The sequence below is a fragment of the Agrobacterium tumefaciens genome (genome assembly GCF_013318015.2).
GTDB classification, from domain to species: domain Bacteria; phylum Pseudomonadota; class Alphaproteobacteria; order Rhizobiales; family Rhizobiaceae; genus Agrobacterium; species Agrobacterium tumefaciens.
This window is the reverse complement of record NZ_CP115841.1, coordinates 1,116,475-1,129,909: the sequence shown is the minus strand read 5'-3', so window position 1 is coordinate 1,129,909 and position 13,435 is coordinate 1,116,475. Positions and strand designations below refer to the sequence as shown.

Genomic DNA, 13,435 nt, shown 5'->3' with positions numbered 1-13,435 from the left:
ATGCGCAAGAGAATGATCATCACGGCGGCAATGCTCGCAGCAAGCGCCATTCCCGCTTTTTCAGAGGGCGATGTTGCCAAGGGGGAGGCGGCCTTCAAGCGCTGTTCCGCCTGTCACGCCATCGGCGAGGGCGCGAAAAACAAGGTCGGCCCGCAGCTTAACGGGATCATCGGCCGCACTGCGGGCGGCGATCCGGACTATAATTACTCGAATGCGATGAAAAAAGCAGGCGGGGAAGGGCTGGTGTGGACACCGGAGGAACTGCGAGACTTTCTCAGCGCTCCCAAGAAGAAAATCCCCGGAAACAAGATGGCCTTGGCGGGCATCAGCAAACCGGAAGAACTGGATAATCTTATCGCCTACATCGAAAGCGCGTCTTCGAAACCAGCCGAATGACAGCACGCCGTTTATCGAACATCAAAACTCCCGCAGTTTTGAGACGATGACCACGACTTTACCCCAGCATATCCTGCGCGCCGAAGGCCTTGCCAAGGAATTGCCAAGGCCTTCCGGCGTTGTCTTCAAGGATGCATTTGCGGTACTCAAACACCGGTTCTCAGGGGTCGGTCCGTCCTTCCTGCAGGCCCGACTTTTCGAAAGACCTGTCCTGATGGAAGCCGAGTTTGGCCAAGCCGTTTTTCACCTCCGGTGCGTTCATGAATAAATCCCAGATCAGGCCGCTGCGATAGTTTTCCATCATCGCAACAACAGGCCCTTGATTGATCGCAAGATGCGTTCCGGACACCCAGCCGGTTGAGGGCTGGAATGAATCCATGAGGCCAAAGCGGCCGACGAGTGCACCATTGTTCCATTGCAGAAAACGCAACGCCGCCTCGCGTGAGCGATGAGAAAAGAAGGGCATGCTAGAGAGGGCTGCCGTTGTCGCAATGATGCCGTCATCGTCGGTCGGAGAATTTACGACATAGCCCTTTGGCCCATCACACGCAGACAGACCCCACCCGGCCTCACTTGGGTAACGCGTGCGGCAGTAGCGGTAATTGATCATGCAATGCGCGTGAACCTGCTCCAGATAGTCGTGACAATAAACATCGCCGAGACCGCGCGGATCGAGTGTGCAGAAGGAATAGTGCGATAGGAAAAGCGGTCCTCCATACGGCTGGCCAAGCGGCAGCCGAACACCGAGATACATCGATCCGTTCCGGATTTCGCCATCGCTTGCCCATCCGGAATGATAAGACTCGGCGCTGATTGCATGCGTCGTTGAACCCGCCGCGAGCACATAACAGACGAGGGCCTCGTTCCAGCCCACAATCGGCAAGTTTTTCGCCCAGGCATACCGACGGCTCCAATGCCAGAACAGCGGCCCGGGCTTTCCCCTGGTAAACCAGCCCCACTCCACCGTCTCGACGATTTCATTTATGGACCGGCGTAAATCGATTTCGGAGGATGTCTGCGCGCCAAAAAACTGCCTAACGCAGATCAGCGCCTGAACCAGAAGAGCGGTTTCAACGAGATCTCCGCCGTCGTCGAATTTCGCGAAGGGTATCGTTCTTCCGCTGGACGCATCGATAAAGTGAGGGAAGGCGCCATGAAAACGCTTCACACTTGCCAGCGATCTCAACATCCGGCTCGCCCGGGCGATGGCTTCCTGTTCGGTTATCCAAGAACGGCGGACACCAACGATGAGCGAAAGGAAACCAAACCCGATCCCGGAGACCGACGCGATCTCATGGATCGCAACACCATCGGATCGCATACGATCCCGCGGCAGGCCACTCTCCGGGTGACTCCCGGACCAGAAATATTCAAAGGTATTGCGATGCAAACCATCAAGTTCAGCAGGTAATTTGTCCGTCAATTCCAACCTCAGCGACCAGCGGCAATCAGTCGGCAGATCGACTGCCAAGCCTTATCCGACTCTGTCACCATCTCCAAATTTCAAGCGGAGCGGTGAATCCCGGTAGCCGCAAAAATCCTCGGCTACCGCAGCATCTGCCTTATCGTCTCCACGATCTGCTCTTCGCAGTAGGGTTTCGTAAAGAAAGCGGTATCTGCCGCGATCATATGACCGGGATCTTCAAGATGGCCGGAAACCAGGATAACTTTGATAGGCGGCCACCTGTCACGAACAATGGCTGCCAGTTGCAGGCCGTCGACGCCGCGTGGCATATCGATATCAGTGAAGACAATTCGTATGTCTGCGCGTGCCTCAAGGATATTGACCGCCTCCGTAGCATCTGCCGCAGCAAGCGCTGTGTATCCTGCGGTTTCAACCAGATCCACGGCGGCAAGGCGTAGCAGCGGCTCATCCTCGACGACGAGTATTGTTGCCACATCGGCAGCATTCGAGGTCACGGTCATCATGACTGTCTCAAATGGGAAACCAGTCCCTGCATCGTTACCCGCAGGCCGTCAGGGTCAAAATTGACCTCGACACCGCCTGTACCCATCAGACCAAGCTGGATGAGCTTCGATCCGAAACCTTTACCCGATGGAGCGGTCACCGGCGGGCCGTCCTGCTCCTTCCATTCCAGAACAAGCGCGTTCTCGCCGCCTGCATCTTCTATCGTCCATGAAATAACGACGGTTCCGGCATCAGAAGACCAGGCTCCATATTTCAAAGCGTTTGTGCCAAGCTCGTGCATCAGGAGAGCCAGCGACAGTGCAGTTCTAGGCCCGATTTCCATGTCGGTGCCCGATATGCGGTATCGCTCGGGAAGAGAAAGTTGGCGAAGCACGGAATCGATCACTGCCACCATGCGCGCCGACGACCAGTCCTGGTTCAGGAGAACCTCATGCGCATTGGAAAGCGCGCGCAATCTGCTCGTGAAGGCTTCGACAGGGGCTCTGTCGGTAACAGGGCGAAGCGTCTGTGTCGCAATCGCCTGAACCATGGCCATCGTGTTTTTGAGCCGGTGGCTGATCTCGTGATTGAGAACCTGCTGTTCCTGCTCGGCCCGAATCCTGGAGATCGCCTCACGCGTGCGGTCCGCTATCGCACGCACAAAATCACGCTCCTCGGACGAGAATTCATGCGGCTTGTCGTAGTGTACGAACATGACCCCCGCGAATGCACCTCTTTCGATGATTGGCACATTCACGAGGACGGAGATGCCTAATGAGTGTAGAAGCTCGGCTGAAGCGGAGGTTCTCGGATCTGTCGCCACATCGGGTATGATGACCGTCTCACCCCGCTTCAAATCCTGGATGTAGGATCCGTAATTCCTGAAATGATGGAGCCCCGCGACGGTGAACATTCCCTCCGCACACCAGTCGGGAAGCATTTGCACCGTCTCGGCGATAGGGTCAACGATGCCGTAGCCCGCCCGCGTCGCGCCTCTCAGACTCCGTGCCAAAATCTCGGCGGCGGCAAATGCCACTTCCGCAACAGTATCCAGCTCGCGGATCTTTTCGCCGAGTTCCAGGAATGCAAGCTGCCTGTCCTCCGACAGTTTTTGAGCGGTGGCGTTGCGTGCGACCTTGATATATCCCGGGACCTTGGGCGACGAATGGTTGGACATCGGCCGGATCGTGCCGTCCAGAAAGATGCTGGAGCCATCGGCAGCGAGGTGCCATCGGCGGTCGGGTGCAACCCCTTCGGACGTGGCTCTGCTCACTTCAGCCGCAGGAACGCCGGCTGCCCGGTCCTCCTCAGTAAAAATCGACTCAAACGGCCGTCCGAGCATCTCGGCTTCCGACCAGCCAAATGTCTCCTGCGCTCCACCGAACCAGCTTGTAATGCGCTGGTCTTCATCGATCGTCATGATAATATAGTCTTTGGCGCCTTCGACGATCAGGCGAAGCTTCGTTTCGCTGTCGCGTAAAGCCTCCTGGGCTTGCATACGGTCAGTGACTTCAACAAACATGATGACGAACGCGTCTTCACCAGTGGCTTGAACATAGCCGTCAAACCACCGGTCCATCGATCCGATCTTGCGGGTGAAACGCTTGCTTTGTTGGGTCTCGACGGCCTCCACCACATCGGAAACCCACTCATTCTCGAATTCTGGAAAGAGGTCGCGCATGGTTCGACCAGGCACATTATCGCCTGGTAATCCGAGAAGAGTGCTCCATGCGGGATTGACCGTCTCGTATCGCCAATCGACAATCGTTCCGTCGACGTCACGGATCACCGAGCCTACGACGATGCCTTCCTCCAATTGCTGGAAAAGCGCACCCCAGCGTTGCTCGGAAAGGAAGGTCGCAATCTGGTTCGAGGCGACCCTTCCGATCTGGTTCAGTAACTGCAGCTCGCTTTCCGTCCATGTGCGTGGTTCGCCATCGATTGCTGCGAGCGCGCCGATCACCATGCCATCAGGGAGGGTTACAGGCACTCCCATGTAGGAGATCACGCCCAGATCGGTTATGGCCAGATTATTTCTAACGAGATCATGAACCGTCGCATCCCCGATGATCAAAGGCTGTCTGTCGCGAACCACATGCTGACAGAATGAATGCGTGAGTGGCGTTTCCGCCGCTTCAGCCCATTTGGGTGGCAACCCGACATGAGCGATGAAAACCTGCCGGTGCTCGTCCAGAATGGAGATCAAAGCTACTGGGCATTTCAGGCCGGTTTTGACGACCTCGATAATATCCTGGAATTCGGGTGGGCTCTGGACATCAAGCAGCCCAGAGTTTCGAACTGCGTCAATGCGTTCCGACGGTGAATTCAAGGTCAATCCTTATCCGCACAGGGGCGGCGTTGGTCAAGCCGACAAGGCGGCAAGCAGTTTGGGCGAAACAACAAGGCTGGGAGGAGGGGTAGCGGAGCGCTCTGCGCCAATAACGATGCCTTCAATGAACTGCAAGGCATTTTGCAAACCGTTCATCGTGTAGGGTTTCTCGATCGCTCCAAGTGCGCCTGCAAAGTCCTCAGGTATTCTCTTCAGGTTACCCGAAACAAAAACATAGGGGATGGAGCTCGAGGAAAGATATCGGCCGACTTCTATGCCCGTTGGACCATCCAGCAATTGAATGTCTACAAATGCGAATTGCGGCAGTGCCTTATTGGCAAGCTCGATAGCTTCCTTGCTGTCGGCAGCGATCCCCACAATCTCGTGTCCGGCATCCTCCACTTCGCTTTCAAGTTCCATCGCCAGCAGAGCTTCGTCCTCTACGATCAAGATTTTCACAGGAGATCCTTTCAGTCTTTTACAGAAAGCGTGACACGAACATCCGAGAGGCTACCTTCAACCGTCCGAACTATCGTAGCACGCAATTGTTTTACGCATGCTTCCAGCATCTTTTTGCTAAAGGCTGCTTCTTCCTTGTCCACTTCGCCCGGCGTGACGGTATCGGCAACCCTGACAAGGAAGTGGCCGTTTAGGCGCTTGACCTCCAGGTGCAATTGCCCGCCACGGTCCTTCAATCCTCTGCGAATGGCGTCGCCGATGAGTTCGTTGATGATCAAGGCAAGGGGGGAGGCCTTGGTCGCCGGAACCACAACCTCGTGAAGATCGGTGGTGAGGATGATGTCGGTTCGCTTCAAGGCGCCGATCTTGTCGAGCATCAATGTATTGGCAAAATCCGCGACATCGAAATGTCCTACATCTTCATCGTTCAGAAGCTTGCGCTGAACGGTGCTGAGTGCTTCGACCCTGTTCAGCACAGACATCAATGTCCGCTCCACAACATCGTTATCAGTCATCCGCGCCTGAAGCTTCACGATTGAGGCGATCGTCAGGAGGTTGTTTTTTACGCGATGATCAACTTCGTGGACGAGGGTTGTTTTTGCCCGCAATGCCTCTGTCAAATCCGCCGTTCGCAGCGCCACCTCTCCCTCCGCGATGTGGCGGGCGCGAGCGAGTTCGGCTTCCTTGCTCTTGATATCGGTGAAGTCGAGTTGCGAGGCGAAAAAATAGATGACGGTTCCGGCAGCATCGCGAACAGGACTTACGAAGAGAGCATTCCAAAACTCTGATCCGTCCTTGCGATAATTAAGGATGTCGATCGCCAAATCCTGCTCGGCTGCGATTGCCTCACGCAGTTTCGTAACTGAACCAGGATCCGTGTCTGGACCCTGGAGCAGACGACAATTTTGACCAACCAGCTCTTCGGCGGAATAGCCCGTCAATCTGCTGAAAGCAGCATTGCAGAAGATGATTGGATTGTCGTTGAGGAGTGGATTTGTGATGATCATGGGCATGCGGGTGGCCTTGAAGGCTGCCGCAAACGGATCTTCAGAAGCGTGGCCAGATACTAGACGCTCTCCAGCGTCTTGAGCATCCTGCCGGAGGAGATCATTATCTTTCATGCAGGGTCCTGAAGGTAACGGTCCCCTAAAATGTTTGAATGGGAATTTGGTTCCAACGACAAAGTGAATTATTTCTGTTTTACAGGGTAGGGGATCCACGATCTTTTTGCATATTTTCCGAGAGCAGGTCTGCCGGCTTCCGATAGCCGAGAGATCGGCCTGATGACGTCAGTAGAACAAAAACGGGGCGACCAACTGGCCGCCCCGCTTGATGTGAGACTGGGTCGAAACCTCAAGCAGGCCGTTCTTCGCCCGCGTTCGGCCTCCAGGTGATCAGCTTTCTTTCGGCGACATCGAGAATGAGATCGATGACGAGAACAAAAATGGCGAGAATGATGATACCGGCGAAAACGCCGACCGCGTCGAAGTTACCTTCAGAACGGGCGATCAGGTAACCGAGGCCTGCGGAAGACCCGAGATATTCGCCGATGATCGCGCCAACCACCGCAAATCCGACGGATGTGCGCAGCGACGACAGAATCCAGCTGGCTGCCGCCGGAAAATAAACATGACGCAAGAGATCAGAGCGCTTTGCACCGAGAATGCGCGTGTTGGAAAGCACGACGGGGTTCACTTCGCGAACACCTTGCATGGCGTTGAAGAACGTCACGAAGAAGACGAGGGTGACCGCAAGAGCGACCTTTGACCAGAGGCCAAGCCCCAGCCAAAGGACGAAAATTGGCGCGAGGACCACACGCGGGATGGCATTCACGGCCTTGATGAACGGATCCAACACACGGGCCACAAAGGGACTGAGGCCCAGCCAGACACCGGCGCCGACGCCGAGACCTGTACCGATGAGGTAACCGAGAACCGTTTCACTCAAGGTGATACCGACATGTTTGTAAAAGCCGGCATCGGCAACCCAGGTGATGACCTGCTTGACGATGTCGATGGGTGCCGGGAAGAAGAAGCGGTCGATCGCCCCGGAGCTTACCCCGAGTTGCCACCCACCCAGAAGCACGACCAGAAGCACGATCTGGATGATGCGAACATTAACGGCTTGCATAGCTTTTCTCCACTTCGCCGCGCAAAGACGCCCATATATCGCGATATAGGGTCATGAATTTCGGATCGAGCTTGATTTCGGCCACGTTGCGGGGCCGTTCCAGATCAACCGGGAAGCTCTCGATAACCCGGCTCTTGGGGCCGGCAGCAAGGACGACAACACGGTCCCCGAGTGCAATCGCCTCTTCGAGATCGTGCGTGATCATGACCACTGCACGGCGATCCTCTTGCCACAATCTCAGGAGTTCATTCTGCATGAGGTGGCGCGTGTGAATGTCGAGTGCGGAGAAGGGCTCGTCCATCAGGATGACCTTCGGCTCGGTTATAAGCGCCTGCGCCATCTGGACACGTTTGCGCTGTCCGCCTGAAAGTTGATGCGGAAAGCGCTCTTCAAACCCCTTCAGGCCAACTTTTTCCAGCCAGGCCAGAACTTTGGTACGGCGCTCATGTTCGGATACGCCGCGGAACAGCAAGCCAAGCTCGACATTCTGATAGGCCGTTTTCCAGGGAAGCAGCGCATCCTGCTGGAAGAGATATCCAATGTTGTTCTGCACGCCCTGCACGGCCGAACCATCGATGGAGACCTTTCCCTGCGCCGGTTTCAGCAAACCCGCGATGGCATTGAGAATGGTGGACTTTCCGCATCCGGTTGGGCCGACAATCGAGAGAAACTCACCATCTCCAACTTTCAGGTTCACATCCTGGACCGCAACGAACGCGCCAAAGGCCATTGTTACGTTCTCGATTGCCACCATTGGCTGAAGATTGAGTTCCGCCACGGGTTCTAACTTTCTAATTGGCAAAGACATTGAAGACCCTCAGTTTACGCCCTTCGAAGCCGCAGCCTCGACGAACTTGTTGGTGTAGGTCGTGTTGAGATCGATCGTGGCCTTCGCGACCGCGTCGTTGAAGCTTTTCAAAACCGCCAACGGGGTTTCCAGATCGGCCTGGTTGAAGGTTCCATCTTCGGAGAAGATCGCCTTGGCGGCTTCGACGGCCTTGATGTAGGTCTGCTTGTCGCCGGACACGAAATCATCGGGAAGCTTTGCAACGATTTCCTCGGCCGAATGCTCCTTCATCCAATGCAGCGCCTTTACCGTGGCATTGGTAACCTTCTGGATCACCTCGGGATGTGCATCGATGTATTCCTGCGTCGCATACAAGACGGAGGTGGGGTAGATCCCGCCGTAGACGTCCTTGGCGCCCTGATCGCTGCGGGCATCGATCAAAATCTTGCCAAGACCACGCTCAACCACGATCGTCGCAGCCGGATCGTAATTGACCAATAGGTCAATCTTGCCCTGCTGCAGAGCGGCAACAGCAGCAGCGCCGGAGCCAACGCCGATGATGGCGATGTCGTTGTCGCTCAGATTGTGCTGCTTCATGTAATAACGAATGAAGAAATCGGACGAAGACCCGGGCGAGGTGATCCCGACCTTTTTGCCCTTGATGGTTTCAGGTTTTGCCGGATCGAAGTCTGTATCGTTCTTTCCTGCGAGAACCAGCCCGGAATTGCGGGCAAGCTGAACGAAGCCAACCACGTGCTTGTTCTGGGACTGCATCTGGATCGTGTGATCGTAGAAACCGACGGCTACATCCGTGGACCCTGCGACGAGCGCCTGCAGGACTTTCGAACCGCCTTGGGCAAAGTTCTCGGTCGTCACCTCAAGGCCCTCGTCCTTGTAGAAGCCGAGGCTGGCCGCCACCGGAAAAGGCAGGTTGTTGAGGTTGTACGAACCAACACTCATTCTGACAGATTCTGCATTTGCCGACGCTGCCAGCGCACAGAGCGCCGCTGTTGCAAGCAAGTATTTACGCATGAGGGTCTCCTCCCAGTTTTGCTATGTTTTGAGCCAGTATGGCTTTGTCTAGGCTGCGTCTTCAATCGCAGCGTTTGGCTTGGCGAAGGCAAAGCCTTCGAAAAGTCTGCGGGCCGTTCTCACAAGCCCGGCTGTTATTGCTCCGTTCCGCATCTCAAGTTGCACGTCCAGCCGACCGGCGGGATGCTCGATGCAGATCTGGGTCGGAACAGACCGATTTCCCGCTTGTTCAAATGCCACGGAGCCTTCCGTGATCGCTGCGGTTGCTATGCCAACGGCGCCGGTCGTTGCCAGGGCAGGGTGGCACTCATTGGGCATGAAGTACCGGACAGACAGAGTGCCTCCCTTGCGTGCCGGCGCTACGATCACGGGTTTTGGTATGACCATATCCGTTACATCCCCCATCCCCATCAATTTGCCTGCCTGAATGCGAATGCGGGTCAATCGTTCGATGAGATCGCTATTGGAAGTCAGGGTCTGCGGATCTTCATATCCCGTGACGCCGAGGTCTCCCGCACGCATGAGGACCATCGGAATTGCGCAGTCTATCGCCGTCACATCTATTCCCTCAACCGTGTCGACAGGGTTTCCGGTGGGCAACAGTTTTCCGGTTTTCGCACCCGCCGCATCCACGAAAGTCAGGGCGATCGGTGCAGCCAGACCCGGAACGCCGTCGATGGATGCGTCTCCGAGATAAATTACTTCGCGACCACGCGTCGGCACCTTTGCCTCGATCAATTTTCCGGTGTTCACGTTGTGGATGCGAACCACGGTATCGCTTCCCCGAGCCTCGACAAGTCCAGCTTCGATCGCAAAGGGACCGACCGCGGCCAGCATATTTCCGCAATTGGGCGAATAGTCGACATACTGCCTGTCGGTACGAACCTGTGCGAACAGATAGTCGATGTCTGCGCCTTCGACGGTGGAAGGACCTATGATCGCCACTTTCGAGGTGACCGGATTGCCGCCTCCTATCCCGTCGATCTGCAGCGGATGACCGGAACCCATGATGGACAAAAGTGCCGCATCCCGTTCCGCTCGATTACGCGGAAGGTCAGACGCCAGGAAGAACGGTCCACGAGATGTTCCGCCGCGCATCAGCACACAGGGTATCTTAAGCAGGTCGTTCATTTATCGCCTCAATCTTGCATTTGGTGGATCAATCCGCCTTGTTGTTGCAATATGAGCAAAAGAATCTAATCTGTTAAATGCAATGTTCGGAGGTATTATTGCGATATGAGCATCAATTGCGAAATTCTGGATCTAAGAGCATTTCAAGCAGTAGTTGAGCTTGAAAGTTTTCATAGGGCTGCCGACGCGTTGCATATTTCGCAACCGGCGCTTACCCGGCGCATCCAGAAACTGGAACAGGCCATTGGCGCGCCACTCTTGGAAAGGACCACACGCCACGTTGCCCCGACAGCGATGGGTCAGGAGGTAATGCCGCTTGTCCGGCGCATGCTGGAAGAGTTCGACGGATCGCTTTTTGCGATGAAAGATGGTGCACATCGGCGCGGCCTCATCACGATGGCCTGCGTTCCAACCGCAGCGTTTTATTTTCTACCCACCGTGATCAAAACATTTAGCAAGCAATATCCGCATATTAGGCTGCGTATCAGAGACCTTACGGCAAACGAGGGGCTGCAGGCGGTTGCGCGGGGCGAGGTGGAGTTCGGGATAAACCTCATGGGTAATTCTGATCCAGACCTGGCATTCGAACCTCTCATCGATGACCCATTTGTGCTGGCGATGCGGAAAGACCATCCTCTGGCGGCTTTCGAAACGATCCAATGGAATCAACTGGAGCCTTACCCGCTGGTTGTCGTCGATCGCTCCAGCGGCAATAGAACGCTTCTGGATGGCGCACTCGCGCGGCACAATCTAAAGCTGAACTGGTTCTACGAGGTGACCCATCTCAATACGTCGCTTGGCCTGGTGGAGGCTGGGTTGGGGATTTCCGTGTTGCCGCGACTGGCTACCCCACAGGATGACCATCCTTTCCTCGTTACGCGGCCGATCGTTAATCCCGTGGTCTCCCGAACCATCGGTATCGTGCAAAGAAGAAGCAGCGCCTTATCTCCCGCCGCGGAGAAATTCGTGGAAATGCTGTTGAAGACCTGGAAAACGCCTTAGGGTTCACAATCGTGTATCTCGCCGCGAAGGGCCCGGGTCTGACGTCACCTGGTGTAAGGTCGAGAAACGGGCGAGGGTGACGCCGTCTTCTCAGCGATGGTTGCGTCGTCACGCCGCCTTACCGGCTCTTCTAATAGCGGACCGCCTTGGCGTTCTGGGTCATAGATATGGGTTTTGCTGTCGCCATTTTCGCTGTTGAAGGAAACGGCGATGTGCACCGCGCCGATTGACGTCAGCAAGCTCAATACTGATCAACCGTACAATGTAGATGTGGTTGAAGATCATAGCCTGCTTACCGACCGACGAGACATACTCGGCAGCAAGAGCGACCTCCATCAGTATCGCTTGAGGCAATAATGTGAGGCGGAAATTGAGTGGTGTTTTGTTTAGAGCGAAAGGATGCGTTACGCTTCGACCCAGTGCGATAACGCGACAACCAGATAAGGTTCAAAACGAGTTCTGAAGGTTGCCTAAAGGGTCATTTGGACTGAAAATCCAAGACATTTAAACCAGAATAAGTTCCATAATCTATCTTATGCGATTATCGTATTGTAGCCGCAAAGTTAAAGTGTCCTGTTTCTGCAAAGTTGGAATGTCACACTCCCCGGGTCTGATTGGCATCTGGGAGATTGCAGATGGGATTGATAGCGATGAGCGAGCGCGATCTGCAGCGGATCGAGGTTTTGTCGAAGGTTGTTTCCGGGCGGATGACGACGGTGTCTGCGGCGCATGTTCTTGATCTGAGTGAGCGCCAGGTGCGTCGGCTGCTGGACCGAATACGGAGTGGCGGCGCTGCGTCGATCCGGCACAAGGCGATCGGCCGGCCGTCCAACAACCGGATCAGTGACGGGGTTCGTGATTATGCGGTGGCGCTGGTTCGGGAACGTTATGCGGATTTTGGGCCGACATTGGCGACGGAGAAGCTGGCTGAGCGCGATGGCTTGTCTGTGTCGCGCGAGACGGTGCGCAACTGGATGGTCGATGCTGGCATTTGGCTGTCGCGCAAGCAGCGCCGGACGTTTCATCGGCCACGGTTGCGACGCGAGGCCTATGGCGAACTGGTGCAGATTGATGGGTCGAAGCATCGTTGGTTTGAGGATCGCGGACCACCCTGCTCACTGCTGGTGTTCGTTGATGACGCGACCGGCAAGCTGATGCAATTGCGCTTTGTGCGGTCCGAAAGTGCCTTCACTTACTTCGAGGCATTGGAGCTCTATCTCCAGTGCCACGGCGCGCCGATTGCCTTTTATTCCGACAAACATTCGGTGTTTCGGGTGGCAAAGAAGGATGCCAGAGGTGGTCAGGGCATGACGCAGTTCGGGCGAGCGCTTTGCGAGCTAAATATAGAAATTCTCTGTGCAAATTCGAGCCAGGCCAAAGGTCGCGTTGAGCGGATGAACCGGACGCTTCAGGACCGTCTGGTCAAGGAATTGCGGTTGGCTGGCATCGACAGCATGGAGGCTGGCAATGCTTTTTTGCCCGGCTTTATGGAGGACTACAACGCCCGTTTTGCGGTTTGCCCTGCCCGATCCGAGGATTTGCATCGACCGATGAACCTGGCGTCGGATCGATTGAAAGAGATCCTCTGCAAGCGAGAACAGCGTTATGTCGGATCGCAGCTGACATTTTCCTATGAGCGACAGCGGATCATGCTGGAAGAAAGCGACGTCACGCGTGGCCTTGTTGGCAAATATGTCGAGACCTACGCCTATGCCGATGGCCGAATGGATGTGCGCTGGAAAGGGCATTACCTGCCCTACACGGTGTTTGCCAAGGATCAGCGGGTGACGCATGCGGCGATCACCGAGAACAAGCGGCTCGGCGATGTTTTGGCCTATATCAAAGAACGCCAGGACGCGCAGGCAAAACCTGAGGTGAAGAGCAACAGCGACAAGAATGGTTATGTCAAACGCGTTCGTGGACCCGGTCGCCGCAAAGACTTCACCAACGATCCGGCTGTAATTTCGCGGCGAAAGAAGGCGCTGTCGCGGCAGCAGGCTGCTGAGTGAGGCGTCTCAACGCTAAAGCCGAAGAGGTGTGTTTACCACCAGCCCCGATCTGATCTTGCAATCGGGATCAGCCGCTCAGATCGGGGCTGATCGGACATTTCTACTTTGCAAACCGGCGGACATTTCAACTCTCCCGCCACATCGTATGTAGCGGCTATTTAGTAATGCGACAGTTGGGCCAGTTAGAGATGCGACAGTCTCGCCTCTCGATGTTCTGGTCAATGCCAACGTTGGGAGCAAGGATGACGACC

Annotated in this window: 12 protein-coding genes; 3 read left to right on the top strand and 9 right to left on the bottom strand. The window is 55.6% G+C overall.

The annotated features are described in order from the left end of the window. Positions 1 to 396 (top strand): c-type cytochrome, encoded by a 396-nt coding sequence (locus tag G6L97_RS05675; RefSeq protein ID WP_003515228.1) that lies wholly within the window; start codon positions 1 to 3, stop codon positions 394 to 396. 160 nt (positions 397 to 556) lie between these two features. Here the strand turns inward: G6L97_RS05675 and G6L97_RS05670 are convergent, their stop codons facing one another. The 9 genes from G6L97_RS05670 to G6L97_RS05630 form a co-directional block, all read right to left on the bottom strand. Further along, positions 557 to 1,717, bottom strand: coding sequence for a glucoamylase family protein (locus tag G6L97_RS05670; RefSeq protein ID WP_111788231.1), 1,161 nt, complete (start codon positions 1,715 to 1,717; stop codon positions 557 to 559). Positions 1,718 to 1,941: 224 nt separating this feature from the next. After that, positions 1,942 to 2,325, bottom strand: a complete 384-nt coding sequence (locus G6L97_RS05665; protein WP_025593416.1) for a response regulator — start codon at positions 2,323 to 2,325, stop codon at positions 1,942 to 1,944. Next, complete coding sequence (locus G6L97_RS05660) at positions 2,322 to 4,640, bottom strand: GAF domain-containing protein (RefSeq protein WP_236762573.1); 2,319 nt, start codon at positions 4,638 to 4,640, stop codon at positions 2,322 to 2,324. Before G6L97_RS05660 ends, G6L97_RS05665 begins: the two co-directional genes overlap by 4 nt. A gap of 27 nt (positions 4,641 to 4,667) precedes the next feature. Continuing rightward, positions 4,668 to 5,093, bottom strand: a complete 426-nt coding sequence (locus tag G6L97_RS05655; RefSeq protein WP_003515224.1) for a response regulator — start codon at positions 5,091 to 5,093, stop codon at positions 4,668 to 4,670. Positions 5,094 to 5,104: 11 nt separating this feature from the next. After that, positions 5,105 to 6,214, bottom strand: a complete 1,110-nt coding sequence (locus G6L97_RS05650; protein ID WP_111783072.1) for a PAS domain-containing protein — start codon at positions 6,212 to 6,214, stop codon at positions 5,105 to 5,107. Positions 6,215 to 6,446: 232 nt separating this feature from the next. Further along, complete coding sequence (locus G6L97_RS05645) at positions 6,447 to 7,223, bottom strand: ABC transporter permease (protein ID WP_003515221.1); 777 nt, start codon at positions 7,221 to 7,223, stop codon at positions 6,447 to 6,449. Continuing rightward, a complete protein-coding gene (locus G6L97_RS05640; RefSeq protein WP_034502326.1) occupies positions 7,210 to 7,977 on the bottom strand; it encodes an ABC transporter ATP-binding protein in 768 nt (255 codons plus the stop codon). The genes G6L97_RS05645 and G6L97_RS05640 overlap by 14 nt, the downstream gene beginning before the upstream one ends. A gap of 63 nt (positions 7,978 to 8,040) precedes the next feature. Next, positions 8,041 to 9,042, bottom strand: coding sequence for an ABC transporter substrate-binding protein (locus G6L97_RS05635; protein WP_003515219.1), 1,002 nt, complete (start codon positions 9,040 to 9,042; stop codon positions 8,041 to 8,043). A gap of 48 nt (positions 9,043 to 9,090) precedes the next feature. Further along, a complete protein-coding gene (locus G6L97_RS05630; RefSeq protein WP_025593409.1) occupies positions 9,091 to 10,173 on the bottom strand; it encodes a 4-oxalomesaconate tautomerase in 1,083 nt (360 codons plus the stop codon). A gap of 105 nt (positions 10,174 to 10,278) precedes the next feature. On the opposite strand from G6L97_RS05630, the gene G6L97_RS05625 reads away from it, so the two are divergent. Together G6L97_RS05625 and G6L97_RS05620 are read left to right on the top strand one after the other, a co-directional pair. After that, on the top strand, positions 10,279 to 11,175 hold the full coding sequence (locus tag G6L97_RS05625) for a LysR family transcriptional regulator (protein WP_003515217.1): 897 nt from the start codon (positions 10,279 to 10,281) through the stop codon (positions 11,173 to 11,175). A gap of 635 nt (positions 11,176 to 11,810) precedes the next feature. After that, positions 11,811 to 13,184 (top strand): ISNCY family transposase, encoded by a 1,374-nt coding sequence (locus G6L97_RS05620; protein WP_174037395.1) that lies wholly within the window; start codon positions 11,811 to 11,813, stop codon positions 13,182 to 13,184. Positions 13,185 to 13,435 lie beyond the last annotated feature (251 nt).